This window comes from Microcoleus sp. OTE_8_concoct_300, from assembly GCF_031383065.1.
Classification (GTDB): Bacteria; Cyanobacteriota; Cyanobacteriia; order Cyanobacteriales; family Microcoleaceae; genus Microcoleus.
Map to the genome: position 1 here is coordinate 1 of NZ_JANMZH010000123.1, position 26,690 is coordinate 26,690.

Sequence of the window (26,690 nt, forward strand, 5' to 3'; positions counted from 1 at the left end):
GCGGGACGCCCATCCCACAATAACAATTAAAATTGTAAGTTATTTAATTCGCGATCCTAAGCGGATGTCAGCGAATTCGGATCGGATACATTGTTTCAGACCGATTCTAGAGAACACTCGATAATATCCCAGTCAATGGCATCATCTGGGAACAAGGATAATTGCCCTGGAGATACGTTAGATTGACCGCGATTGTGATAGGAAAGATGGCAGGCAGTACACAGAGCAATTAAATTTTCTGGGCGATTATCCTCGGGTATCCGATTGCGATGATGCACGGCTAAAGTTAAGGCACATCGTTCAGATTTGGTTAAGTGGCTTTGTTTACCGGGTCGGAGGCATTGTAGATGGCACTTAGCACAGCGCCACCCTGCATTTTCTTTGACCGAGAGTGCAATCTGTTGCCAATTTTCGGGATACCTCTTGGGCTTGGCCATAGCTTATTTCTCATAAGGGGCGCGATCGCTGTTGCTGTTGGGGTGAAATGAGTAACTATACAGAAACTTATGCTAAGGCTGAAACAATATGATAATCTTGATCTTACTCGCTAAATAAATCTCTTACAACTACAGGAGGGCATATGCATTTATCTTCTGAAGCTGAAAAATTCCCTTCGGATAAAAACACCTTAATCAATACTCTCTTAACACTTTATAAGTTCGTCAAATTTGCTTTTATTTTTTTTCCAGGGCAATATAATTATAATTATGATTATATTCGCAGCCTCGCTATGACGACTTCGCCTCCATTGCCTTTGATTAATCTCAATATACCAAGCCAAGAGCTACCCAATATAAAATGGGTCACTCTAGTCATCCAACAAATAACACTTTTGAATGCGAATAAAGCTCGACATTTTGATAATGGCATCGCATCTTTTAGCGTGCGTTCTAGCACAGAAGAAAATTCAGGGGTAGATCACCACATAGAAGTATTAAAAAATACTGAACAAGAAATTGAAGCGGCTGATAGTAAGGGAGATTTGAAAGATATTGCTTGGAAAATAGCCTCTGCTGCCAAACACATTACGCAAGAGCTTTCTCCTGAGGGAGTATCTTTCAGTGTACGTGGTAGTGAATCCGTAGAAAGTTCTGCAATGGATGAGCAGCTTAGAGAGATAGATGAGCAATATGCTCAAGCCTACCAATCTAGTAAACCTTCAGAGGCATTAGACTTTAATAGGGGCTCTGACTTGGAAGATAGGTCAGGAGAATCGTTTGATTTAGCTTTCCAGGAAATTATTAAAGAAAACATAAGGTTGTTAGATTTAGAAAGTGAGGAAAGTTCAAATCTAGATTTTTCTACAGCAAGATTTCAAGATTTTGCCAGTTTGGAGAGTTACAATAGCTTATTTGTAGATATTCCCTTACCGCAGATTAGCAAACGCTTTCAAGAAGATTTGATTTTTGCCTATATGCGAGTTGCTGGACCCAACCCACTTATGCTCCAGCAGCTATCAGAAAGAGATCAACCTTTGCAGGTTACCAACGAAAAATATCAGCAAATAATCGAAAGATTTAAGTTTGCCGACTCACTTGAAGCTGCTCTGCAAGAAGGTCGCCTTTATAAAGCCGATTATTCTATGTTAAAAAATATGGCACAGGGGAGTTTTCCGCACAACGTCAAAAAATATCCTGGTGCGCCTTTAGCATTATTTGCGGTTCCCCCAGTTAATAGTTCATCTCGTTCTCTAATTCCTGTAGCTATTCAATGCCAACAACCTTCTGTAAGTGAAAATCCACCAGTATTTACGCCGCTAGATGGCGACAACTGGATGGTAGCTAAAACCATTGTTAATATGGCAGATAGCAACTACCACGAGTTAGTTAGTCATTTAGGTCGCACTCATTTATTTGTAGAACCTTTTGTTCTAGCTACTAAGCGAAAATTGCCAGCAAATCACAAATTAAGAATTTTGCTAGAGCCTCACTTTGAAGGAACTATATTAATTAATTACGGGGCTCATAAAAGCTTAATAGCTCCCGGAGGACAAGTAGATAAGCTTCTGGCTAGCACTATTGAGGACGATCAAGTTCTTGCCATTGAAGGAGCAAAAAGCTATCTGCACAGCTTCAATGATGTAATGTTTCCCAAAACCTTGACAAGTCACGGTGTTAGCGACAGCGATCAGTTACCTGAGTATCCTTATCGAGATGATGGACTGCTGATTTGGGATGCTATAAAAACCTGGGTTAGTGCTTATTTAAGCATTTACTACACTAGCGACCAACAACTACTCAAAGACAAAGATTTACAAAATTGGGCACAGGAATTAGTTTCCGACCAAGGGGGTCGCTTAAAGAATTTTGGAGAAGATGATTTAGGTGGGATTAAAACACTCGGTTATTTAATTGATGCTGTCTCTAGTGTCATTTTTACGGCAAGTGCTCAGCACGCGGCAGTAAATTTCCCTCAATCGGAGTTAATGAGCTATGCGCCGGCTTTTCCTTTGGCCCTCTACTCCCCAGCACCTACAAGTTCTGAGGAACAAGGGAACTTTATGAGTATGCTACCTTCCGTAGACCGCGCCCAAACCCAAATTGAGGTACTTGGTTTACTTGGTTCGGTATATTACACGAAGCTAGGTCAATACAACAAAGGACACTTTAAAGATGCAAAAGTCATGTCCTATCTGGGTCAATTCCAAAATCAGCTAAGAGATATTGAAGTTGAGATTAGCAAGAAAAACTTTTCCCGGCTCATGCCTTACAAATTCTTGCTCCCTTCTCAAATTCCGCAAAGTATCAATATTTAGCTCTAAGCTGTTGTGCATTTAAATTGTATGTTGAGGGCTGGCTCTCCTGCCTACCCCCCAAGAGTAAAAATTTATTTTACTATGCAATTTAAATGCGGATTAGCTTACTTTATTGATTCCGGCAGCGTTACCCAAAGTAGCTGCCTGATAACGTAGGCCCAGAAGCGGAAGCAAAACACCGCCATCAGACCCCTGGTTTCTTTATCCAACTGTTCAACCAGTTTTTCTTAAGTGAGTAAATGCTATGCCAATTGAAAAAGTCCCTAATACTTCCTTGAATTACTACCTGATTGCTTTTGATAAGGATGGTAACGAACGTGAGGAAGCTGATGGGAAGAAACTGAGCGAACAAATCTTCTCAGCACTAGCTAATGAGCCAATAACAGATGTATTCCTTATGAGCCACGGGTGGATGGGCGACGTTCCCGCAGCGCGACAGCAGTACAACGAGTGGATTGGCGCAATGGCTAAACAAACAGCCGATATTGAAAAAATCAAGGAGGTGCGATCGGGATTTCGTCCCTTAATGATTGGGCTGCACTGGCCTAGCAAGCCTTGGGGCAATGAAGATTTGACAAGTTCGGTGTCCTTTGACGTGAACGACGAAGATCCAATCGATCAGTTAGTTGATGAATATGCCTCGCGCATCGCTAACACTGAAGCAGCACGGCAAGCCCTGCAAACAATTCTCAGGGCGGCGAGGGAAGACAACACACTTGATAGCTTGCCACCAGAGGTACTGAACGCCTACCAAGTGTTGAACCAAGAGGCTGACTTGGGTAGTGAAGGTGAAGGTGCGGCACCGGGTTCGGATTGGGAAGGTTTCGATCCAGAAGCCATCTATGAAGCGAGTAAAGATGAACCAGTAAGTTTTAGCACCGACAGCAGCTCAGTCTGGGATAAGATTTTGGACCCCCTGCGGGTACTGTCTTATTGGAAAATGAAAGAACGCGCTCGCAAAATCGGTGAGAATAGTGGGTTCAACTTGTTAAAAACACTGCAAGAGAATGCTGCTGAAACGGTGCGATTCCACCTGATGGGTCACAGTTTCGGATGCGTTGTTGTCTCTTCCATGCTCAACGGTCCGCAAGGGAAGGCTACGTTAGTCCGCCCCGTGCATTCTCTGGCTTTGGTACAAGGCGCTGTATCGCTCTGGTCTTATTGTTCAAAGATTTCATACGAACGCGATCGCCCTGGTTACTTTAATACAATCATCGCTCAAGGTAAAGTCGCAGGTCCGATCGTGACAACTCACTCGCAGTTCGACTATGCAGTCGGCAGGATGTACCCCCTAGCTGGAAAGACGGCCTTTAGCAGTGTGGACTTTGCCCCCGGTCAATTGCCTAAATATGGCGGAATAGGCAGCTTTGGTCTAGGTGGAGATGACCTCGCAGCGGAAAACATAAATATGCTCCCCTGCGATGCCTCGTATCACTTTAAACCGGGCAAAATTTACAACCTCGAAAGCAGCAAGTTTATTTGTGCGAACCTGGGAGGGCCAACAATGGGTGCCCATTCCGACATTGCCAAGCCGGAAGTCGCCCATGCTGTGTGGTCGGCAGCTTATGCCAGTTAACCGCCAGAGTTAGATCAAATTTATTGGCCTGCGAGAACAGATAGAGACTCAGAAAGCCGCTGTTAAAAAAGCTTGTGGGGGTTTCTATCTGATTCACTCAAAACTCAAATTGTGATTATTCCCCCAACCAACCAGGAACCAAAAATATGAACGAAAAAGACTTGCTATTTTTCAATGGGATTAATGGCGCTAGCGGTGATTATTTGCTACCGCCATTGAGCGCCGAGCAAGTATCTAGGATTGCCCAAGGCGAAGAATTCGATCCAGACAATCTAGAAGATATCCAGCTAAAAAAGCTGCAAAAAGAAGTGCCTGGCTTTGCTCCGATAGAAGGAGTAGATCCCAAAAACCTAGCAGAAACAGGTTGGGGAGTAATCTTCGCTTACGATGCCGATCCGGCAATTCGACAAGCGCTCAGCAAGCTATTAGACCATCGCAAAGAGCAAGCCACTAAACAGTACGAGCGTTACTATCAGGAATACAAAGGTCCCCAAGGCTATCGTTACGACAAGGCAAAAAATCAGTACGAGTCAAAAAAGAATTTCTTGGCACGTCAGGGAGTAGGGCCAGGTCCAGCCGATCCGAAAAAAATGCCCTACTACCTGTTAATTGTTGGCGATCCAGTAACAATTCCCTATCGCTTTCAGTCCCAGCTCAGCGTTCAGTACGCAGTGGGTCGCATTTACTTTGATACGCTACAGGAATACAGGCAGTACGCTCACAGTGTAGTAGCAGCTGAAAGTGGCAATTTCTCCCTATCCCCTAGCGCGACCTTTTTCGGTGTGTGCAACCCAGGAGACGCTGCCACTAATCTCAGCACTCAAGACCTCATTCAGCCTTTATCTGAATGGGTTTTCGAGAAGCATCCCGACTGGGATGTGAAAACGATTCTCAAAGAAGAAGCAACCAAAGCCCGCTTGGGGCAATTGCTAGGAGGGAGTGAAACACCTAGTTTGCTTTTCACTGCCAGTCATGGCATGGGCTTTCCCAATGGCGATCCGCGTCAGTTGCCCCACCAAGGCGCACTGCTGTGCCAAGACTGGCCCGGTCGCGAATGGGGACGAAAGCCGATCCCGGAAGATTTTTACTTCTCTGGGGACGATATTGGCGAACAAGCGCAGCTTTTAGGAATGATTGCTTTTCATTTTGCCTGCTATGGTGCTGGCTGTCCGCAAAAGGATGAATTCGACGGTCACTCTAAATTTCTTTCCGAACGACCCGATATTGCGCCATATCCCTTTCTTGCCCGCTTGCCGCAGAAACTCTTGAGTCATGCCAAGGGAGGTGCCCTCGCTGTCATTGGTCATGTCGATCGAGCTTGGGGTTGTTCTTTCTCTAGTTCAGATATTCGCGGTTCAAGTACGGATAAACGGCAGATAGCAGTTTTTCAGAGTAGCGTGAAGCGTCTACTGGAAGGGCATCCAGTAGGATCGGCAGTGGAGTATTTTGACGAGCGCTATGCCGAAATCTCCTCCGACCTCAGCTCTGAGCTAGAAGAGATTAAGTTTGGCGCGGTTCCCAATAATCAGAGTTTGGCTGGGATGTGGACAGCTAACAATGACGCCCGCAACTATGCGATTATCGGCGATCCAGCAGTGCGGCTAGTGGTCAGTAGTAGTAAAGATGCCAGCACCGATCGCCCTACGATTGAAACTGTGCATTTGCCTTCTCATCTGGCACAGGGTTCGGCTCAGGAAACTCCTGAGCAAGTTGTTGATGAAGCTGCTCTGAAGCAAGTTCAGACGCAACTTTTATCATCATTAGAGCAATTTGTCAATACTGTCCAAAAAGCTCCTGTTGACAGCGCCGAAAGCCTGCAAACAGCAACATCAATAGCCACTAATCTCTTGAATGTGTTGAAGGGATTGAGTTAATAGCGATCGCGCTTAAGTGAACTGTGGCGCGGTCAAAGTCCGCGCCGCTTTCAGGTTGCTAGGGGGCGATCGCAACAGAGGGCTTGTGTCCTCGTTTCGGTTTGAGGATCACTACTTTTTTGGTGAACTACTAGGAGGGATACCATCACAAAGATGGCGATCGCTCTCACTGAGCTCGACACTGGGGTTCTTGAGGTAGTCGCGCACCCAATTGCAATTGATTGATAAGAGTTCATCCAGTCCGCCAATCTGCCACAGGCGAACAGTACCGTCTTTTCCAGCAGTGACTATGCGCTTGCCATCCTCGCTGAACACGGCGGTATTAACCTTACCTTGATGCCCTTTGAAAACGGCCAATGGCTTCTTGCTAGACGACCGATCCCACAGACGGGCGGTGCCGTCTTCTCCTGCAGTGACTAGTAGCTGGCTATCGGCACTAAACTCCACACTCGATATCTTACCTTGATACGTTTTGAAAACGTTCAACCGCTTGGCTGACGGACTTTCCCACAGACGGACGGTGCCGTCTTCTTCAGCAGTGACTGCGAGCTTGCTATCGGCACTAAACTTCATACTCGTGACTAAGCGCTTCTTCGGTATAGAAGCCCGCTGCTTGCCAGCCCAAATATCCCACTTGACGAGCCCGTATTCTCCAGCCGTGACTAAGAACTTGCTATCCATACTAAACGCCACACTCCACATCTTTCCATTAGGCGATGTGAAAGGCGGCTTCAACGGCTTGCCGGAAGTCTCCCACAGGCGGGGGATGCCGTCTTCTCCTAAAGTGACTAGGATCTTGCTATCCGGGCTGAATAGGGCGCTCTTGACCTTACCTTGATGCCCTTTGAGAACGGGCAACGGATTGCCAGAAGTGTCCCACAGGCGGGCGGTGCCGTCTTCTCCACCAGTGACTATGAGCTTGCCATTCCTGCTGAAATTCACACTCCAGACCTTTCCTTTATGCCCTTTGAGAACTTTCAACTCCGTGCCCGAAGTGTCCCACAGACGGGCGGTGCCGTCTTCTCCACCAGTGAGTATGAGCTTGCCATCCGGGCTGAACTCCACGCTATTAACCTCACCTCGATGCCTTTTGAGAAGGGTCAACTGCTTGCCTGTAGTGTCCCATAGGCGGACGGTGTCGTCTTTTCCTGCAGTGACTAAAAGTTTGCCATCCGGGCTGAACATGGCGCTCTTGTCCTCACCTTGATTCATTTTGAAGACGAACAACGGCTTGCCTGTAGTGTCCCACAGGCGGACGGTGTCGTCTTTTCCTACTGTGACTAACAGCTTGCCGTCCGGGCTGAACGCCACGTTATTGATATCACCTTGATGCCCTTTGAGAGTGACAAACAGCTTGCCTTTAGTGTCCCACAGACGAGCGGTGTCCCACAGGTTGGCGGTGTTGTCTTGCCCACCACTGACGAAAAGCTTGCCATCCGGACTGAACGCCACGCTATTGACCTCACCTTGATGCTTTTTGCGATCGGTCGATCGCTCCTGGGAAGTGTCCCACACATGGGTGATGCCCTCGTCTCCAGCAGTGACTAGAACCTTGCCATCCGGACTGAACGCCACGCTATTGATATCACCTTGATGCCCTTTGAGAACGTGCAACTGCTTGCCTTTTGTATCCCACAGACGGGCGGTGTTGTCTTTGCCAGCAGTGACTAGAACCTTGCCATCCCGGCTGAACATGGCGCTCTTGACCTCGCCTTGATGCCTTTTGAGAACAGCCAACGGATTGCCTTTTGTGTCCCACAGGCGGGCGGTCCCGTCTTTTCCTGCAGTGACTATGAGCTTGCCGTCCGCGCTGAACATGGCACTATTGACTGCGCCTTGATGCCCTTGGAGAACAGCCAACGGATTGCCTTTTGTGTCCCACAGGCGGGCGGTGCCGTCTTTTCCTGCAGTGACTAGGAGCTTGCCATCCGGGCTGAACACCACGCTATTGACCTTACCTTGCTTCGTTTTGAAATCGGACAACTTCTTGCCAGAGGTATCCCACAAGAAGATAGTTGACACCGCGCGAAATACGCTTTCAGATCCACTGGTAGCCAGAGTCTTGCCATCAGGGCTGAAAGCGATGTTATAAACTTCCCTTTGAGGGGTTTCTAAATGGTTCAGTTCCTGACCTGCATAAATTGTCTCAGACAGCTTGCCTAGCACTTCATTCCTTAAACCAGCCTCTGGCCAAAGTCTTTGCCAGAACGACTGCTTGAGTGCTTTCGCAGCCCGTAAACTTTCTATCCGTGCGTCCAGTGTCTGATTAGAAGCCAAGCGGGCTTCAGCGGATTGTAGAAAAGCCTGAATTCGCTCCATTTCTGCTTCCCTCCACTTAATTCCAGCAAAAATGGCAAATCCACCCAAGATCAAAGCCGAGAGCGCCGCCGCCATGAGTTGACGCTGTTTGCGTTGTTCCTCAAGCTTGCGTCGTCGCTGGCGCAACTGGACACAAGCCTTCACATATTCAGCCTCAAGTTGATTAAGTTGCACAAATTTGGGGTGCTTCGACAACACCTCTGCATCTTCTAATCGTCCCCCCTGATGGATCAGATAAATGTCTTTGTCTGGTTGCTCCTGGTGCTGCTGCCACTCCTGAGCTGCCTGATTGATGGTTTCTCGCAATAGCAACTCATGGCGGTTCTGATTCAACCAATTTTGTAACGTTGGCCAGTAGCGGATTAAAGCTTCATGGGCAACTTCCACCTCTTCCTTCCCCGTAGCTTCGTTGCGACTGGTAACTACAAGCCGCACCCCTCCCCCAGCCAACTGCTGCACCAACTTTTTTGTCACTGCTAAATCATCGCCTGTTGGCACCAAATCCTCTAACTCCACTCGTCGGCGCGTGTCCCGTCGTTTCTCTCCTGGTATGGCACTCGCATCCAAGCGGGTTAAGCGCAAGAAGATATTCTGGACTTGTTCTTGCTCAGCAACTGACAAGCTATTGTAGAAATCATCGGCAGTCTTAGCTATTGCCTTTTGGACTCCCCCGATCGCTTGGTACTCCTCATCGCACAGCCAGCGCCCCCGCCGCCGCTTCCACAGTTCCTGCAAAGCATATTGCAACAGTGGCATCGCCCCAGGCTCCCCCTGCACATCATTGAGAATCGCGTGACTCAAGCCAGCTTCAAAGCGCAGTCCCCCCCTGTCTGCTTGCATCTTCATTGCTGTAATCAGTTCCGCAGGTTCCATCGGCCCAACCAATTTTTGTCGGGTTTCAATCCGCTTTCTGAGTTCCGGGTAAAAGGTACACTCTCCCAAAAAGTCTGCCCGCATTGTAATTACGACTTTCCGCCGATCGGCAAATTTTAATAACTTGTCGATGAATTCGACCCGCTCGGCTTGATCTTCACAGAGAGTGAATACTTCTTCAAATTGGTCTACCACTAATATTGAATGATGCTCTGATACCTTCAATAATCTTTCTAATCGTCTTTTTAATTGCCTCAGTGGTTCCTTTCCAGGTGTCATGTAAGCCCACTGAAGGCTTAGCTCCTGTTCTTTGAGCTGAGGAATCAGCCCTGCTAGTACCACCGATGATTTGCCACTACCGGAAGTGCCGATTACTGCTAAGAAATTGTCCTTCGCTAGTTCCTTCTGTAAATCTCTAATCAGTTCATCACGCCCAAAGAAGAACTTGTGGTATTTTTTGTCAGCGAAGGAGGATAGTCCCGGAAACGGACACTCAGCCTTGTATCCTGGTGGTTGCTTACCCAAGGCTGCCAGAGCGTCGAAGCTGATTTCGATTACTTGCTCGCAGAGGTTGTTGAGTTCTACTATTGCCTGATGACGCTCTTGACGGGCTGTGCGTGACTCGGCTCCCCGTGTATCTTTCAGCGCCTTTACCTGGGTTTCAAACCTTTGCTTGAGTACGGAGGCCTGAGGTGCTCGCTCTTGGAGAAGCTGCTGGAGCTTTTCCATACCATACTCGATTTCCTCGTCTGTGAGCTCCCGATCGTCGAGGCGATCGCTAAATAAGGGACGCCCACCCAAGCGGCTAAACAAAGCCGGGACAGCAATATCGTGCCGCTTGGACAGTCCGGCCGTTGCCTCTTGTAGCGCTGTATCTACCTCTCCGGACTCTCTGAGTCGTCGGTAAAAGTTCTGTCCTAGAGCTAAGCCTGTCTCGACGCTCACCTTGCGCGTCATTGCTACTACCGCAGGCATCCCCAAATTTCTGACCAATCTTTGCCCTAATCCCCCTAATCCTACTTCTGCTCTGGGGTCGGCACTCTCGCAAGTACACAGGAAGGTAAAGTGAGGTAAGCTCCTTTGATGATTACCGATGTTTTTGAGTTCTGAAAGTAATTCTTCCCCAGTTACTGGCTGAACTTGGTTATCTGCTTTTGCCCAGTACAGAACTGTTTCTCCGTTATCCAGCAGCTTGCCGTGGGCGACAAAGTGCAGCAATGTGTATGGCTTCTGGGCGTTAGTCAGTTGCTTTGACAGTTCTTGTAGGGTTGGCGGCCCGATCGCCCCTGCAACATCATTTGCCAAAATTTCGTAAGGAATTTCACCCAGTGCTTCTTTGACTCCAGATAAGACTGCTTCAACGTCAAAAGGTGCTAATTGAAATTTACCTATATTAGAGGGACTCGCTACCAGTACCAGTGCCCGCAAGTCGCGCCGTCCAATGGCGGGAAAGCGGCGATCGATAATAGTAGGAATGTATAGGGAAAAGGGCACGCGCTGGTTGCGGGCTAAAAGATGCCACTCCCCGTCGCCATCAATCGGAGCACACAGCCTTTCCCAATGCAAGGTTTTGATAGGGTCATTGTCAGCCGCTTCGATCGACAGCAAAATTCGTAACACGGAGTCCTGACTACTCTGGGATAAGGCACGAACAAAGGTGTCGTATACAGCCCCTCGAAACAAAGCTTTGCCAAGATGGGTGCCATATTCCCTCTCGTTTTCTTGCTGTTGAATGAGTTTGTTCAAGTCCTCCTGATTTAGCTGGAGGGTTTCTTTTGAATGGATGGTTAGTCCGTCCGGTTTCTTACACCTAACAACAATGGGCCAGCTACTCTCCCCTGATTTGCTCTGAATGGTTATCTCAAACTCAAAGACGTTCATGCCTCATCTCCTCTCATTATCTCTCCCTCTATATATAGGCTAACAACAAATAATTTGTCGTTATGTAAGACTAATTATAACGTAAATATAAAACTCATCACACCTGAGCAGGGCAAGAGATAAAAACATACATTTTTAGTAATTTTTTTATATCAATTAGGACTTTAAGCTGTTGCGGCATTTAAATAGAATGTCAACAAACAATTCGGTGTCTTGTGGGGTGGGCCTAAGAGCCCGCCCTGAATATGCAATTTAAATGCGTGACAGCTTAATAGACTTTAAGCTCAAACAAAGCAAAAACTGGCTTTATAGATAGTAAATACGTCCATCTTTTCTTGCATCTAGCTCGCCAATCTATAAAATATAGCTGTTGTCAAAGCTGACAAAGCAAACCGTAAATGTCTCTATAGCCTTTCTCAATTAGATGAAGTCTAATAACAGCAGTGGGTAAACCACAAGACAGAGGTCTGGTTCGCTAAGAGAACTCAAATGCGATTACCCAGAACCCTCCGACAATGGTTTATATAGCAATTATTGCAGGAGTGGTAAATTTTTTACCCCACCCCAACCCTCTCCGAACTCGCGGGGAGGCAGTAAGAAATTCACAAATGATTTAGGATTACTATATGTTCTCGTACTCTGACAACAAAGAATACTTTTAACCTTTAAATATTACATTTATTGCCAGCGAAAAACTGCAATAATCTGGGGTATAAATATTAATTGATCCGCACTTTTAATAACTTGTTCTATTTTTTCCCTTTAGGTATACCATACATATAGTTTTTCCTTACCGTATAAGCATATTTTAAAAGCTTTGCAACAAGCTTTATGAGGATAAAAACCTCGAATGGGATTCCATCTGTCCGCTCAATAATTTTACCGATCGCAGCACCTAACCGAAAAATTATTCCTTTGATACAAACGAGTTTAACATCACTTTAATTCAGGTAAGCTCCACCCCTGCACTACCTTTGTAACAGCATCTCTGGTAGCCTCTGCTCCAAAACCCCAAGCCATCAGTGCAAAATAATCCTTCCAAGGATTATCTCCAAAAGTAGGTTTATCAACATAAAGTTGGCTAAAACCTGCTCCGGCTAAAAACACGATCGCTATTATATAACTACTCACAGTAAAAACCTTCAAACGTACATTCGCACCCGAAGCTTGCTGTTCCCAACTCAATAAGCTAGTAGAGGGTGCCGGCCCCAGTAAATTTATCATTATATCCCGGATTTGAACTCCTGTGGCGATCGCCCCCGTCACGTTTACTCCGAAATCGAGGTCTGTCGGATCTACCATATCTTCTTGCTGCGAAAGCAATTCTGTAATTTCTGCGATCGCTCCTTCTACCTCATTCCTTAAATTAGCATCTTTTGTTAAATCAGCAGGCTGTAAGCTTGCTATCCGCTGTTCTAAATTTTGTAATTTAGGCTGCCAATTTTTGGCCTGTTCAACTGACAACTCCTCGCTGAGACTATAGAGTTGTTTTATTTTAGCTTGGAGTGAAAGGTAAGAATTCACTTGTTCAGCTAATCCTTGGAGTCGAGCGCGCAATTGCACAGGACTGTCTAAATCGGGAGCGTCTCTTAGGGCATCTTCCAAACTGCGATGCACCGTCTGTACAAAAGGAACGCTCCGCTCCAGATCCTGTAACTGCTGCTTAATTTCATCAGCATAACCTAACTGTGCCAACCAATCAGCACGACCCTTGAGCCATTTACTCTTGACTAACTCTGCTTGCTGAACTGCCTTTTTGGCCTCGTCCCAGCGTTCCTCTTGAAGCGCCATTTTTACATCAATTAAATATGTTTCGACTTTCGCTTTAAATGGCTCAAACTTTAAAAAATCTGCATCATCTTGCATTTGGATGCGAAGTTGGCTGACTCGGACTAAAATCTCATCGCGCGGTTTCCCTTGATTCCGATAAATGGAAACACTGATGCCTAATGCTGACCCTATTAATAAGAGGAGTAATGGTAAAAACCAATGGTCTTTAACTTTTATAGTTACAGGGATAACTTGCTCTCCATTTTGGTAACTAAACCACAGCTTTCCGCTAAATTCTCCACTTCTAAAGACTTTATTCAGGTCAAACTTTACCAAAGCCATCATGAGATTCTGGTTGGTTGGACTGACAGAAGGTTTTTCTACAGTAATTGCCTGGGCCGGAAAAATACTATCCCCATCACTCCTATTCAAATCCAAGGGGATTAACTGCAAATTATTTATGGGCGTGTTAGTTTGCAGGACGATATTGCGAGTTGCAACAGTTCCACGCATCCCTGACACTGTGACTTGAGGAGGCTCAGTCACGACTTTGCCTTGAGCATTAGCACTCATAGGGGCTAATAGCTCCAAACTCGCTACTAATAATCCAATTGTTACTAACTTCAAATTCAGGGAGAAAACTTTTTTCAGAATTTGGGCAATAAAACTTGCAAAATTGATGACCATTTCGGCAATTTGGGTAGTTTTTTCTCTGAGGTTAACCATACTTAACTCCTTTTTTCGTATTTAATTATAGCGGTTCTCAGAAAAGTGAGGTATGCCCTATGCCCTATGCCCTATGCCCTATGCCCTATGCCCTATGCCCTATGCCCATGAGTACCTCATCTTTCTGAGAAAGGCTATATGCTTTTCTAATTGAGAATAAATTTGAAAGCAAACAATCTCAATTTTTTACACTATTCACTGAATTTAGGCTGAGAGCGATCGCCTAACTTAAAAATTCAAGATTTGCCTGTTTATATGGCAAATGACCATGCTTTTGCTCCGCTAACACCCCTAAAAATAGAGACTTTACGTAAGTTCTATATTCTTGAGAAAGCTGATACTAGGGGCAAAAAAATACTTACCGCCTTTCATAGTGCTCCACAGACTAAAGTCATATTTTTCGGTTTCCGATTGCCCCCACTTTTTCAGCCATTTCTGAGTTCCTATGTGTAGTACCTGCGACAGTTGTGCTTGTTGTATGTCATTTAAAAGTCTTTTTCTACCCCTGTATTCATGGCTTTTATCCCGCAATGACTCCAGTCCAATACGATTATATGCCCAAACTAATTGGTAAATCCAACTAAGACTATAGCTAGTTCTTTGTGAAACCACTCGGCTACTTCTACCAGATGCTAATACGGATTGACTGCCAAAACCTTTATTGACGGTCAACCATTGTCACAACCGCCCTTAAAAGCACTGTCCCTCGCTGTTGCCCAGAAATGCAACCTGGGATGCACTTATTGTTACGCCCAAGAAGGCAGTTTCGGGGGGTTTGCCAAAAATATGTCTTGGGAAGTGGCAAAAGCGGCTGTGGAGCGATTATTGGAGGAAGCGCAACCCGAAGAACGCGTGAATCTCTCTTTTTTGGGTGGAGAACCTTTAGTAAATCGTCAATTAATTCATGCTACGACTCAGTTAGCTTTCGATTTATCGCAGAAAAAAGGTGTGAAAATTGGCTTTTCAATTACGACGAATGGTACTTTACTTGAACCTGAAGATGCAGACTTTTTTGAGCGGTATGGATTTGCCGTAACAGTAAGTTTGGATGGTGTGGGGGAAGTTCACGATCGCACCCGTTCGTTCAAAAGTGGCAAAGGCAGTTACGAGCGAGTCATAGCTAATATTAAACCGTTACTATCCCAGCAACGACAAATGCAAGTTTCCGCCCGCGTTACGGTAACACCTAAAAATTTGTACCTGCGAGAAACCTTGGAGCATTTTATCGGTTTGGGATTTCACAGTATCGGCTTTTCTCCCATGCTGAGTTCGCCAACAGGACGCGAGCAAATGGAAACAGAAGCTCTGCAAGTGATGCTCGCACAAATGATTGACTGCGGGCAAGAGTTCGAGCGGCAAACAGTTGCAGGAAACCGCTATCCCTTTGCCAATATAACTTCAGCAATACAACAAATTCATCGTGGCACTCATAGACCCTACCCTTGCGGTGCAGGTGCAGGATATATGGGGGTATCTGCGGAGGGAAATCTCTCTGCTTGTCATCGCTTTGTCGATGATGAGGCTGGTTTTATGGGGAGTCTGAAAAACGGGATCGATCGAGAAAAACAAGATCGGTGGTTGGCAGAAAGACAAGTCGATCGTCAAGAACCTTGCAATAGCTGTTGGGCGCGTTATTTGTGCAGCGGTGGATGCCATTATGAGGTGATTCATCGCGGTAGACCTGCTTGCGATTATATTCGGGGCTGGTTGCATTTTTGCTTGCAAACTTACGTCAGTCTCTTAGAAAAATCCCCGGATTATTTTACGGGCGATCGCATTCCTATTTGAGTTAACAGGACTTAGACAAAAAAACCGGGTTTCTATGAAAAATCTTCGCTTTGGGGTTAAATACTTACGCAGAAACCAGGTTTCTAGGTTCCTAACGCAGAGGCAAGGAAAGCGGATTTATTGGGACAATCTTTAATCTAAAATCTCAACTCTCAAATCTTAAATCGAATGACTGCTAATTTCCCAATAGAAACCGAAGTTTGTGTGGTGGGCGGTGGACCTGCTGGTTCTAGTATTGCTCGCAGATTGGCACTTTTAGGTCACGATGTTTGTTTGATCGAACAAGCGACGTTTCCTCGGCCCCACATCGGAGAGTCTTTGCCGCCGTCTATTATACGGGTGTTTGAATTGTTGGGCGTGCGATCGCTAATCGAAGCAGCCGATTTTTTGAGAAGCAATCAGGCGCGAGTTCGTTGGTCAAGTACCGAGAATAGTTGGCAGTCGCACCCCGGAGAATCTGGGTTTCAGGTCGATCGCGGTCGATTTGACCAGTTACTATTAGAAGCAGCCAAAGAAGTCGGGGTACGTGTTTTGCAACCGGCACGTGTCTCTCGTCCCCAACGGCAAGGACAATATCAATGGTTGGTTCCCGTTCGTTCGGGTGATCGCCACTACACCATCAAAACACGGTTTCTGGTTGATGCGACGGGAAAACACAGCCCGCTATCTGAGAAAAAACAGCGTTATTCTGCGGCGACATTGGCATTGTACGGTTATTGGAAAAATATCAGTTTTCATGGTGCAGAAAGTCGCGTGGAAGCAGGTGCAAATGAATGGTTCTGGGGCGCATCTCTCCCAAATGGTACTTTCAATGCAGCGGTTTTTCTGGATAAGCAGCGGTATGCCCAAATAGGAGGCGATCGGCAAAAATTCTATGAAGATATACTAGCAAAAACTACTTTATTCCCAGACTGTTTGCAGGGCAAGTTAGAAACTCCGGTGCAGCTTTGCGATGCCTCATCTTATTTTACCACAGATCCGATAGGGCTAGATTTTATCCGAGTTGGTGAAGCGGCACTTTCTATCGATCCGTTGTCTTCCCAAGGCGTACAAGTGGCAATGATGTCTGCTTTTACTGGCAGCATTGCAGTACACACAATTTTAACCCAGCCAGATAGCACCGATGCCGCGATCGCTTTTTACCGCGACAGACAGAGAGAAACAGTCGATCGCAATCAAAAAACAGCGGCCCAATTTTATGCCGAACAAGATATTTATCCTGCTACTTCTTTTTGGCAAAGTCGCGCCCATAAGCCCGCGATCCAAAACCTAACTGAATGGCAATTGAATACTTCTCTCTTTAACCTCAACAGTCGCATCCAGTTGTCGCCTGCGGCAAAACTAATGCTCGCACCTGTCATCCAAGGCAATTTAATTGAGAAAGTTAAAGCCTTGCACCATCCTGGATTAGAGCGACCTGTGGCTTATTTAGAAAATGTTGCGATCGCCAGCTTCCTCGATGAATTAGTTGCGGGAAAAACCATCTTGGAATTGAGGCAGCAATGGTCAAAAAAGCAATCTTTGCCAATTTTTTGGGAATGGCTACAAGGGTCTTAATCTCAACATATTATCGTGTTTTTTGCCCCTAATTTATACTTATTCAAAGGAACAAGCAATGACACTGAATCGCGATAATTTTAATGAATTTTAAAAAAAATACTTATCTAAATTCTATCGCTTTGAACGAGGCAGGTGGATATTTTTACATATTGAAGGTGAATCATTTGACCGAGGGTTTCAGCACGGCTATTTGCTTGCCCAGGAGCTAGATAAAGCCTTAACAACAATTAAATTTACCAGTGAATGGGATACCGGAAATACATTCGATTTGTTTGAAAATGTAGCCATAAACTTATACGATCATTGGTTAGACAACGACGAGTTAGGTGGAGAAGTTAAAACTGAACTTGAGGGAATTGTAGCCGGAGCTTTGAAAGCAGGTGTAGAGATTTCCTATCCAGAGATTTTAGCTTGGAACGCCAATATAGAACTGTTGGATAATTGGTGGTCTCAAGATAGAAATACACAACCCGGAGAATTTATGCGAGGTCATCACTGCAATTCCTTCATCGCTACGGGTGACAAAATAACTGCTGACGGTGGAATTGTTCTAGCTCACAATACTTGGGATACATACATCAACAGTAACTCCGCTAATATCGTCATGGATATTCATCCCGATCGGGGAAATAGCATTTTAATGCAGAGTGCGCCCGGTTTTTTGCACAGCGGTACTGACTTCTTTTTAACAGGTATTGGAATTATTGGTGCCGAAACCAGCATTGCTGGATTTTCTGGATATGAGGAAAAGAAAGCTCCTGAATTTTATCGAGTCAGAAAAGCCATGCAATATGCCCAAAGTCTTGATGAATGGATGGAGATAATGCAGGTTAATAATAATGGGGAGTATGCCAATAGCTGGTTAATTGGAGATATCCGCACAGGAGAGATTGCGCGGCTGGAATTGGGATTAAAATATGTGGGTATAACCCGCAAGCAAGAAGGATATTTCTGGGGATGTAATGTTGTCGAAGATCCGAGAACTCGCAATCAAGAATGCGATAACGTAGGGTATTCCAACCTACTCCAAAGTGGGGGCGTCGGGTGCGTTGGGAGCAACTTCTGGCTGAGTATTGCGGGAAAATTAACATTGAATCTGCCATGGCAATGATTTCCGATGATTACGATGTTTACCTCAAAGAACACAATTCATCTAACCGCACCATCTGTGCTAGGTTCGATCGCGATTCTGCTCCCTTTAATCCTCTAGAATTCGGACCTTACGCTCCTTAGGGAGCTAATGATGGTAAAGTAACAGATAGTACGATGGCTAAACAAATGAGTTTCTTGGGTCGCTACGGACATCCGGACGGCTCAACATTCAATGCTAAACAATTTTTAAAAGAACAGCCTCAGTATGCTTGGCAAGGGGAGTTTCTCAGAGATAAACCTCATCAGCCGTGGGTAAATTTTTCCGCTCGTAACAAAGAATAGATTTAGGCAAAAAATGGTCGCTCTGCGCTTACCAAACTTTCCTGATTCTCGGCTTGACTCCGACTCTATGCTCATCAAAAAACCCCACTTATATTTGAGATTTTAGTGCATATCGCCATGCCCGAGCGAGTCTCCATCAGCCACCATTTCTGAGAGAAATGTCAGGGGATTGCTCATATCAGCAGCGAAACCAAGGATGGCGCGATCTCGATGTTCGTAGATTAAATCTCCCTGAGCATTAAACAAGAAAGTTGCGCCTCGTTGAGTGAGATAACCAGCATTTGGAACATAGGTTTTCCAATGACTCAGCACTTCTCCCATATTCCGCAGCCGTAAAGTTGCTAATTCAAATGGACGCTGGAAGCCCTTGCCACCTGCCCACCGGAAAGTCGAACCTCTGAGGGGTGGAAGAGGGAAAGCCTGGATAATTTCGTCATCACCAATTAATTGAGGTGCTCTTGTGTCGCCTCGATATCCTCTCCATACTTCTGCCAGAGTCCCAGGGCTACCAATCCCTGCACACATGAACAATAGATTGAGGTAAGCATTCATAGCAGCCGATAAACCGGGTAGTTTTAACGATAAACCTGGATACAGGTCAAGTTTTTGGTGCAATTGGGCGGTGGGATCTACAAACAAACAGTCGCTAGTCCATCCTGTATAACCACAGAATCGCTGAGAGAGTCCCACAGAATGAATGATCCTATAATAACAGAAAGATAACTTCAGTGTGCAGCCTATCTTATGTCTCTAAAATCTATCATGAAACTGACTGAGTACGCCAAATCTCTTTACATCAAAACAGCTAAAAAACTCAAAGGGACTGACAGACGACAATTCATGGCATTCGTAGTCAAAGGTTTGGGAATAGGTGGACAAACCTTGGCAGAACGGGAGTTGGGATGGAATAGACGCACCATCCGTAAAGGGATGCAAGAGTTGAAAAGTGGTCAGCCAATTATTGATGGGTTCCACCGTAGTGGGAGGCAACGGGTTGAAACAAAATTACCCAACTTCTTGAAGGATATTAAATCGTTAGTAGACCCACAAAGTCAAATTGACCCTAGCTTTAAAAGTACAGGATTATATACACGAATCACCGCCAGTGAAGTCCGTCGTCAACTAATAGAACAATTTGGTTATAGTGATGAAGAACTACCTTCAGTAGAAACAATTCGACGAAGATTGAATGATTTGGGTTATAGCTTAAAACGAGTTCTTAAAACTAAACCCATCAAGAAAATCCCCGAAACTGAAGCCATTTTTAAACAGGTAACACAAATTAATACAGAAGCTGACCATGACCCTAATACTCTCCGAATCTCCATTGATGCTAAGGCGGCAGTCAAAGTTGGAGAATTTGATCGAGGTGGTAAAACTCGGATGCCAACTATTGCACTCGATCACGATTTTGCGACTGAATCAACTGTGATTCCCTATGGCATTTTTCTGCCTGAGTACAACGAGTTATTTTTATTCTTCGTTACTTCTAAACTAACGGCTGATTGTATAGTTGACTTACTTGAAAATTGGTGGCAAACGGTCAAACACCGTTTTAGTCACATTCAAAAATTGGTCATCAATCAGGATAATGGACCAGAAAATAATTCTCGTCGCACTCAGTTTATGAAACGGATTCTGGATTTCGCCACATCATCTCAACTGACGTTACAACTGGCTTATTATCCGCCATATCATAGTAAATATAACCCGATAGAACGTTGTTTTGGTTGGTTGGAAAATCATTGGAATGGTAGTTTACTGGATACTGTTGAGACTGTAGTAAATTTCGCCAAAACTCTCACATTTAAGGATAAAAATCCAGTAGTGACATTGGTAGAAACAATTTACTCCACAGGAGTTACACTCAACAAGTTAGCTATGGCAGAAATTGAAACCCAGATTAATCGCCTCCCCAATCTTCAAAAATGGTTTGTGGAAATTTTCGCTAAACCCACATAGCTGTTGGATCATTTTTTTTGTGGAGGCCTCCTAGATAAACCCGCCCCCACCCAACCAATAACCTAGATTAACCTGATGTGCGATCGAATGCAAAGAATATTGATTCGGATTTGTCGTTGGGCAGGGCGGGTTTATTTATTTTCTCAATTAGTGGCAAAAATGGTTGGCGAACCCGCCCCTACAATAATTGCGGGCTATCGCAGAAAAATTATGTCGATCAAGATTTTTTGTCGGCGGGCTTTGAGCCTCATTCAACTTCTCCAGTTTCAGGTGCAATTTCTTGATCTACTTGTTCAAAATTCACTTTATTATATATATCTGCCACAGCAATTTCAAAGGATACTGAAGCAAGCGCGATCGTCTCATCCAATTCATTGTACTCAGCAAACGACCATCGCTTATCATCCGTCTTAGAAAAATGTTCGATATATCTCCGATTTTGGTCGATCAATAAGTATTCTTCAAGAGTGGGAATTGTGCGGTATCCCTCAAACTTTTTGCTGCGATCGTATCCTTTAGTTGAAGCTGACAAAACCTCAATAATTACCCTGGAATTGGTAATCGTATCGGTGCGGTTATTATAATACTCCGGCTTCCCACATACTACCATCACATCGGGATAGGTATAGATGCGCTTCTTGGGTATCCACAAGCGGACATCGCTCATGAAAACTCGATAGTCGAGTTTTTTGAACGCAAAATTTAGTTCGGCATAGAAATTGCCAGCTATTTGATTGTGATTGGTAGAGCCACCGGCCATAGGAAATATTTCACCGTCAATGTATTCGCTTTTGTAGTCAGCAGCTTCTTCTAGTGCTAGATATTCCTCGATTGAGTAGTATCGTTGTTCAGTAAGTTGCATAGTTCTATTAGAGAGCATTTAACTGAGACTTTTGTTTAGTGTAACATTTTTGGGTAAGCTTTTTAAGGTTGAGTTTGTGTAGGGGGTTTTTGAGATTGTTGGTTTCTCGTATGAATTGTTGGTAAACTCGTCCGCACCCAGCCGATCGCCTAGATTTATCTGATATGCGATTGCATCCCAAAAATGTAGATTCGGATTTGTCGTTGGGTGGGGGCGGGTTTTCGAGATTTTTGGTCTGAGGCGATTATGGTTGGTGAACCCGCCCCTACGGTAATTTGGGGAAACACGCTTATTTTCGAGTTACCAAAACCCAATCGTCGGCTGTTTTGACAATCTCAGCATTCTGCAAACCTAAATGTTTTAAAACTGGTTTTTCTAACAGAAAATAAGGTTGAGGAGGAGATTGCCATTTCTGTTTGAGCGTCGGCGCGTCGGCGACAATAACTTGGCGTTGACTGTAAAAATTCAGCGATGGACGACCCAAGCGGTGAGAAGTAAACACCTGTTGACCGGCGGGAGTTCCTGTGCGGACAATTTCGGCGATCGGCTTAACCGGATAATCCTCCGCCAGTTCCCAAACCCAGTTATCTGAAGCCACCAATACCAACAGCGTCAGGTAAGTTCCCCAAATTAAAACTAATATAAACTGCCGATCTTTGCGGTGCAGCAACACGGCCGCCAGTGTCATTGTCAAAGCTACAAACATCAGCATTAACTGCAAATCTCGCTCCGCCGGCACAATGTAGTTCCCAATTTGCACTAAGCCGCTGAAGTAAATGCAGCCGACAACACCAACTACAGCCACTATTGCGAAAATCGCCGGATGAGGCAACAAAGAAATAGCATCAAAACGTTCTTCTGCTTCCTCTTTGACGGGCTCTGGCGGCAGCCACAGTTGATCCCAAACTTCAGCGAGATAGCTGCCAACGGCCACAGCAAAAGCTGGATAAACTGGCAAAACATACCAAGGCAATTTAGTATTCATCACAGAAATAGCCAGCAGATATACTCCAGTCCAAACCAATACTAATTTTGGTCCGGGAAAATTGCGATTTTCCCAACTCCAAAACAGCCCTTGCAGCCAAAATAACTGCCACGGCCAAGCTAATTTAAAAATTTCTAAAAGATAATACCAGGGCGGGCCTTTGTGATTGCTTACAGGTTCCGAAATGCGGAGGAAAGATTCGTTAACTAAATTAGTGTGGATGAAATATTGGCCGTAGTGCAGCCATTGGGCAAAATACCAAGCAGCTACTGGCAATGTTCCGATCGCCAATCCGCCCCAAAGATACCCCGAAGTGAGGAGTCGCGGAGTATCCCAAACCAAAAAAATACAGCCAACAGCAGCCAACAGCAGCCCCAACATGACGCCCTTAGTCAGGCAAATGAGTCCCAACCCAATCCCCGCGCCCAAAGCGTAGCGCAAGTCGCGGCGCGATCGCAGCAAACACCACATCGCCCCCAGCAAAAAACACAAAACTGCCCCATCCAACATCGCCAAACGTCCGTGCCGCACCACCGGTAACAGCGTCAGATAAACGAGGGCAGAAAAAATGGCGATCGACCGTCTGGGAAACAACTCCCTGCCAATGGCGTAAAGCAGGGGCACTGAAGCCGCCGTCAGCATCGCCGGTACCAACCTCGCCGTGAATTCGCTGACGCCGCCTGCTGCAAAACACAGCCCGATTAGCCAGTGTACCAGCGGTGGTTTGTTGAAATAAGGCATTGAGTCGATCGTCGGATACAGCCAATTTAAGTTGCCGCGCCAAATTTCGCGGCTTACCTGCGCTGCAATGCCTTCATCCCAATCCCGCAACGCCACACCACCCAGATTCAGCCCGAAAATCAGCACTGCAGCCAACAGAAAAGCCAGCATCCACAGTTTGTCTGTAAAGCCGTCATTCCAGCGATTTTTCGGTTTGCGGCCCAGGAATGGAAAGATTTCTGACATAAGTTAAGAGAGTTTTGAGCGTCCCAAACTGAAGGTAAACTGAGAAAGCAGTTATTTGCGACTAGGAAAATACATGAACTTGCCTGTAATTATAGATATTATCATTGGCTTAGTGTTTATCTACCTGACTTTAAGCTTGCTAGCTTCGGAAATTCAGGAACTGATTGCTACTGTTTTGCAGTGGCGGGCGGAACATTTAAAAAAGTCGATCGAAGTGCTGATTTCTGGCGGCAGCGAAGGAGCGAAAGATCCCGTGCAATTTCAGCGAGTCGGACAGTTAGCCCATTCGATTTACGCCAATCCGATTATCAAGGATTTGAATCAGGGAGCGAAAGGGGTTTTATCAGAGGGATTCCGCTCTGTTACGCACCGCATGGGGGACTTTTACCGCGGAGTTACGGGTACTAAAAATGTTTTCGACAATAAATCCACTGGGCCTTCTTATATTCCAGCAGAGTGTTTTTCGGCTAGCCTTTTGGATACTTTAAAGATTTATAGTTGGCTCAGCTCTATCTCTAAAACCCGATTGGAGAGATTTAAAAATTTACAGTTGGCACAAATTAAACTGATTGGAGAGAGTCTGAATCTGCCTGACTCTACTAAACCGATTATCGAGCAAGAATTTGGCTGGCTGACGGCGGAGTTTAATCGAGTTATTGAAGACTATAAAAACGATGTTGGAAGTTTGAACAACAGCTTGGATCGGATGTCGGAAAAGCTAGGATTTTATATTAAGGATTCTCAGGTTTATCTACCAGAAACAGAGCTGGCAGGAAGAGAATTTCAGAGGCAGATGGCATTTGTTAAGGCTCGTTTTGACAGCGAAGTTGAGCGGGAGGCGCTGCTAGGTCAACTGCAACCGAGTTTGAGCAATCTGTTAAATACAATTAGAAAAAGTCAGGAGACGGTAGCAGAAATTAGGGAGTCCAAAGAAGACAGTCTGATTTACAAACAAATTCAAGACACCTTGGACAGTATGCCAGAATCTTTGAAACGCAGCCTTTATGTTTTAGCGCAGCGCGCTGAAAAAGGCGGCGGAGATGCTCAAGAGCAGTTGGAGCGGTTTCAGAAAGAAATTGAAATTTGGTTTGACCAATCGATGCAGCGTGCTACTGGCGTTTACAAGCGGAATGCCAAAGGGGTTGCTATTTTGCTCGGCACTGCGATCGCTATCGCTGCTAATGCTGATACCATTAATATTACTAATCGGTTGTCGAAGGATTCCATGCTGCGATCGACTGTTAATTTGTACGCTCAGCAGTTGGTGGAAAAAAATGCTAACACTAAATTAGATACTTTAGCCAGTCTGACAAAAGTTCAACAGGATGTCGATCGAGCTTTGGATAATGTAGCTCTGCCTTTTGGATGGAGCGAACCGAACAGGTTAGAACGAGATAGGCAGGGGAATTTATTGTGGCCGGCTTTCATAGAAAAATTGTTTGGTTGGATATTGAGCGGCGTAGCTATTTCTATGGGAGCTGGTTTTTGGTTCGAGGCGCTCAACAAGATTATTAATATCCGCAATGCAGGGAAGAAGCCGCCATCTGCGACCGAATCTTGATCGGTGCAGTTTCCCCGCCGAGCAACTAACTGTCATACCCTTTGAGATTTGAGATTTTAGAAGGGGGAATGACTGATGAATATCGAGGTTGGAAGCACGGGGCTACAGTTGGATTATTTTCTTAAAGCGGTGTCAGCGATAGGATATAGAATCGGTAATTGCGGGCCTGGAAGTAGTTGGGGAAAACACGCAGAATATAAATTCCGTGCGATCGCGGGTAGCCGTGTCGGAGAAAGAGGGGAAACTGATAGATATAGCGGTTCTCAAAAAAGTGAGGTATGCCCTATGCCCTATGCCCTATGCCCTATGCTCTATGCCCTATGCCGGATAGTACCTCATCTTTCTGAGAAAGGCTATAGGTTAAATAAGAATGAGGGAAATAAACAAGGTCGCTGGCAGTTTCTGACACTCTGACTCAAGGGGTATATCTACCACTAAATACCCTTTGGGAAAAGAAAACATTTTCACTTCTATGAGCGAAACCAATCCCGCCTCGGAATCCCGAAATCCCCCATCCAAAAGCTTTGTCTTCAATGACTCCACCAGCAATGACGGTGAATATTTTGTTTCGGGAATTTTGGCTGGGGATGAAGTAATTTTACTCAACTCCAACTCTGACGGCATCGAGAAAATTACCTCGGCACTTCAAAACTATGCCTCTATCGTTGGACAGATTTACAAAGTTCGCACAATTTCTGGTGGTAGATCGGGCAAACTGCAATGCGGGCTCTGTTATCCTCTGTTCAGATTACCTCGAACCATACAAAAGCCAATTGCCAAAATGGAAGAGTTCCCTGAGTAAAAAAAGCGGACTTGGTTGGTGTTATGCCGATCGAGATAGCGGCACACTCGGCAACGGCGGCGGGCGCGATCGAGTTTTGCGTAATAAGGGGAGTGATGCAATTGAGGGTGTGGAGGGTGCGGAGGGGAACAGGTATCAATGCAATTGTAATTAGGCCACGCAGGCGCGATCGAAATCAACGATTTGCTCGGACTCAATCCGCAATCATATCCACTCCCGCTGAATAATTTTAATTACGTTTGTAGTGACCACGGCAGTCCTCACAGTGTCCGCGCCAGCGCACAAACAAGTTGATTGCCAGCGATTAACGGGCACTTAATATGAGACTGTTTTGGCTGTTAGGAAATGCGACAAAACCCACTTGGAATCAGTATTTTAGTCTATCGAAAATCTAGCAGCTTGAAAGCATATATAATTATTCAAAATGTACATAATTTAGTTTTCCATGGGAGTAAATAGAGGTAGGAAAACGGTAGTCTCCATTGGTCTCAACTTAACTTCTAACTCAGTCACAGACTGCTGTTTGACTATTAAACTTATATCCCTCGGGCGCCTGCGTAGTGTCCGGGGAGTAGGGGATGGGACAAGAGTCTGCTCAAAGTCAACCCCTACTCCCCTTATTAAGGGGAATGCGAGGGGGATATAGACTTAGGTAAAAGCGATATTTATCAAGGGTTTTAGGCGATTGTTGACACGAAGAAGGGTAGTACCGTTTCCCTCTACCTAAAATTACACGCTCCAATTAAAACTACTAAATATAGTTCAGATTGGTTATTCAGGGGGAATTTACCTACACCATTTCCTAATGCCTGAAATGATGGCTACAGTTAGCCAAATAAGGCTGAAAAAATCCGGATCGTAGAAGCGGGATTTATTTAAATATTCCTCATAAATTTTGCAGTCTCTTCCCAGCATTAGCGGCAAAAATCCCATTTGGTAACACCGCCAACAGGTTACTCTGGAGAAAAATAAAGTTAAAATAAAGTTAAAATAAAG

General features: G+C 45.3%; 17 protein-coding genes. 11 read left to right on the forward strand and 6 right to left on the reverse strand.

Annotation, left to right across the window (positions count from 1 at the left end; translation table 11 throughout):
• Positions 1–95: 95 nt before the first annotated feature.
• Entirely contained in the window at positions 96–437 is a 342-nt protein-coding gene (locus ACUVJL_RS05895; protein ID WP_445245000.1) for an HNH endonuclease, read from the reverse strand.
• Positions 438–580: 143 nt separating this feature from the next.
• Between ACUVJL_RS05895 and ACUVJL_RS05900 the strand changes: the two genes are divergently transcribed.
• The 3 genes from ACUVJL_RS05900 (at position 581) to ACUVJL_RS05910 (ending at position 6,205) form a co-directional block, all read left to right on the forward strand.
• Complete coding sequence (locus ACUVJL_RS05900; RefSeq protein ID WP_445245001.1) at positions 581–2,755, forward strand: lipoxygenase family protein; 2,175 nt, start codon at positions 581–583, stop codon at positions 2,753–2,755.
• A gap of 244 nt (positions 2,756–2,999) precedes the next feature.
• On the forward strand, positions 3,000–4,331 hold the full coding sequence (locus tag ACUVJL_RS05905) for a hypothetical protein (RefSeq protein WP_445245002.1): 1,332 nt from the start codon (positions 3,000–3,002) through the stop codon (positions 4,329–4,331).
• A gap of 146 nt (positions 4,332–4,477) precedes the next feature.
• Positions 4,478–6,205: a hypothetical protein gene (locus tag ACUVJL_RS05910; protein WP_445245003.1), complete on the forward strand. Its 1,728-nt coding sequence runs from the start codon at positions 4,478–4,480 to the stop codon at positions 6,203–6,205.
• A 111-nt stretch (positions 6,206–6,316) separates the two neighbouring features.
• On the opposite strand, the gene ACUVJL_RS05915 is transcribed toward ACUVJL_RS05910, so the two are convergent.
• Positions 6,317–11,278: an nSTAND1 domain-containing NTPase gene (locus ACUVJL_RS05915; protein WP_445245004.1), complete on the reverse strand. Its 4,962-nt coding sequence runs from the start codon at positions 11,276–11,278 to the stop codon at positions 6,317–6,319.
• 936 nt (positions 11,279–12,214) lie between these two features.
• Positions 12,215–13,774: a hypothetical protein gene (locus ACUVJL_RS05920; protein WP_445245005.1), complete on the reverse strand. Its 1,560-nt coding sequence runs from the start codon at positions 13,772–13,774 to the stop codon at positions 12,215–12,217.
• Positions 13,775–14,416: 642 nt separating this feature from the next.
• Between ACUVJL_RS05920 and ACUVJL_RS05925 the strand changes: the two genes are divergently transcribed.
• From ACUVJL_RS05925 to ACUVJL_RS05945, 5 genes are all read left to right on the forward strand, one after another.
• Positions 14,417–15,562 (forward strand): radical SAM protein, encoded by a 1,146-nt coding sequence (locus ACUVJL_RS05925; RefSeq protein ID WP_445245006.1) that lies wholly within the window; start codon positions 14,417–14,419, stop codon positions 15,560–15,562.
• Between the two features lie 168 nt (positions 15,563–15,730).
• On the forward strand, positions 15,731–17,119 hold the full coding sequence (gene qhpG / locus ACUVJL_RS05930; RefSeq protein WP_445245007.1) for a flavin-dependent monooxygenase QhpG: 1,389 nt from the start codon (positions 15,731–15,733) through the stop codon (positions 17,117–17,119).
• Positions 17,120–17,270: 151 nt separating this feature from the next.
• The gene (locus ACUVJL_RS05935; RefSeq protein ID WP_445245018.1) at positions 17,271–18,233 is read left to right on the forward strand and encodes a C45 family autoproteolytic acyltransferase/hydolase; all 963 of its coding nucleotides are present in this window, start codon (positions 17,271–17,273) and stop codon (positions 18,231–18,233) included.
• Positions 18,224–18,355 (forward strand): hypothetical protein, encoded by a 132-nt coding sequence (locus ACUVJL_RS05940; RefSeq protein ID WP_445245008.1) that lies wholly within the window; start codon positions 18,224–18,226, stop codon positions 18,353–18,355. The genes ACUVJL_RS05935 and ACUVJL_RS05940 overlap by 10 nt, the downstream gene beginning before the upstream one ends.
• A 33-nt stretch (positions 18,356–18,388) precedes the next feature.
• Positions 18,389–18,556, forward strand: a complete 168-nt coding sequence (locus ACUVJL_RS05945) for a hypothetical protein (protein WP_445245009.1) — start codon at positions 18,389–18,391, stop codon at positions 18,554–18,556.
• 102 nt (positions 18,557–18,658) lie between these two features.
• On the opposite strand, the gene ACUVJL_RS05950 is transcribed toward ACUVJL_RS05945, so the two are convergent.
• Positions 18,659–19,246 (reverse strand): AhpC/TSA family protein, encoded by a 588-nt coding sequence (locus tag ACUVJL_RS05950; protein WP_445245010.1) that lies wholly within the window; start codon positions 19,244–19,246, stop codon positions 18,659–18,661.
• Between the two features lie 72 nt (positions 19,247–19,318).
• Here ACUVJL_RS05950 and ACUVJL_RS05955 point away from each other — a divergent pair, with 72 nt between their 5' ends.
• Entirely contained in the window at positions 19,319–20,518 is a 1,200-nt protein-coding gene (locus tag ACUVJL_RS05955; protein WP_445245011.1) for an ISAzo13 family transposase, read from the forward strand.
• 247 nt (positions 20,519–20,765) lie between these two features.
• On the opposite strand, the gene ACUVJL_RS05960 is transcribed toward ACUVJL_RS05955, so the two are convergent.
• On the reverse strand, positions 20,766–21,380 hold the full coding sequence (locus ACUVJL_RS05960; RefSeq protein WP_445245012.1) for a Uma2 family endonuclease: 615 nt from the start codon (positions 21,378–21,380) through the stop codon (positions 20,766–20,768).
• Positions 21,381–21,669: 289 nt separating this feature from the next.
• The gene (locus tag ACUVJL_RS05965; protein WP_445245013.1) at positions 21,670–23,331 is read right to left on the reverse strand and encodes an ArnT family glycosyltransferase; all 1,662 of its coding nucleotides are present in this window, start codon (positions 23,329–23,331) and stop codon (positions 21,670–21,672) included.
• A gap of 73 nt (positions 23,332–23,404) precedes the next feature.
• Between ACUVJL_RS05965 and ACUVJL_RS05970 the strand changes: the two genes are divergently transcribed.
• Together ACUVJL_RS05970 and ACUVJL_RS05975 are read left to right on the forward strand one after the other, a co-directional pair.
• Positions 23,405–24,892: a hypothetical protein gene (locus ACUVJL_RS05970; RefSeq protein WP_445245014.1), complete on the forward strand. Its 1,488-nt coding sequence runs from the start codon at positions 23,405–23,407 to the stop codon at positions 24,890–24,892.
• A gap of 472 nt (positions 24,893–25,364) precedes the next feature.
• Complete coding sequence (locus ACUVJL_RS05975; protein ID WP_445245015.1) at positions 25,365–25,694, forward strand: DUF4347 domain-containing protein; 330 nt, start codon at positions 25,365–25,367, stop codon at positions 25,692–25,694.
• Positions 25,695–26,690 lie beyond the last annotated feature (996 nt).

Coding starts and splice junctions, on each gene's coding strand:
- ACUVJL_RS05940 (WP_445245008.1), top strand. CDS start 18,224: ATGGCAATGATTTCCGATGATTACGATGTTTACCTCAAAGAACACAAT.
- ACUVJL_RS05970 (WP_445245014.1), top strand. CDS start 23,405: ATGAACTTGCCTGTAATTATAGATATTATCATTGGCTTAGTGTTTATC.
- ACUVJL_RS05955 (WP_445245011.1), top strand. CDS start 19,319: ATGAAACTGACTGAGTACGCCAAATCTCTTTACATCAAAACAGCTAAA.
- ACUVJL_RS05960 (WP_445245012.1), bottom strand. CDS start 21,380: ATGCAACTTACTGAACAACGATACTACTCAATCGAGGAATATCTAGCA.
- ACUVJL_RS05915 (WP_445245004.1), bottom strand. CDS start 11,278: ATGAACGTCTTTGAGTTTGAGATAACCATTCAGAGCAAATCAGGGGAG.
- ACUVJL_RS05900 (WP_445245001.1), top strand. CDS start 581: ATGCATTTATCTTCTGAAGCTGAAAAATTCCCTTCGGATAAAAACACC.
- ACUVJL_RS05920 (WP_445245005.1), bottom strand. CDS start 13,774: ATGGTTAACCTCAGAGAAAAAACTACCCAAATTGCCGAAATGGTCATC.
- qhpG (WP_445245007.1), top strand. CDS start 15,731: ATGACTGCTAATTTCCCAATAGAAACCGAAGTTTGTGTGGTGGGCGGT.
- ACUVJL_RS05905 (WP_445245002.1), top strand. CDS start 3,000: ATGCCAATTGAAAAAGTCCCTAATACTTCCTTGAATTACTACCTGATT.
- ACUVJL_RS05945 (WP_445245009.1), top strand. CDS start 18,389: ATGGCTAAACAAATGAGTTTCTTGGGTCGCTACGGACATCCGGACGGC.
- ACUVJL_RS05975 (WP_445245015.1), top strand. CDS start 25,365: ATGAGCGAAACCAATCCCGCCTCGGAATCCCGAAATCCCCCATCCAAA.
- ACUVJL_RS05965 (WP_445245013.1), bottom strand. CDS start 23,331: ATGTCAGAAATCTTTCCATTCCTGGGCCGCAAACCGAAAAATCGCTGG.
- ACUVJL_RS05910 (WP_445245003.1), top strand. CDS start 4,478: ATGAACGAAAAAGACTTGCTATTTTTCAATGGGATTAATGGCGCTAGC.
- ACUVJL_RS05895 (WP_445245000.1), bottom strand. CDS start 437: ATGGCCAAGCCCAAGAGGTATCCCGAAAATTGGCAACAGATTGCACTC.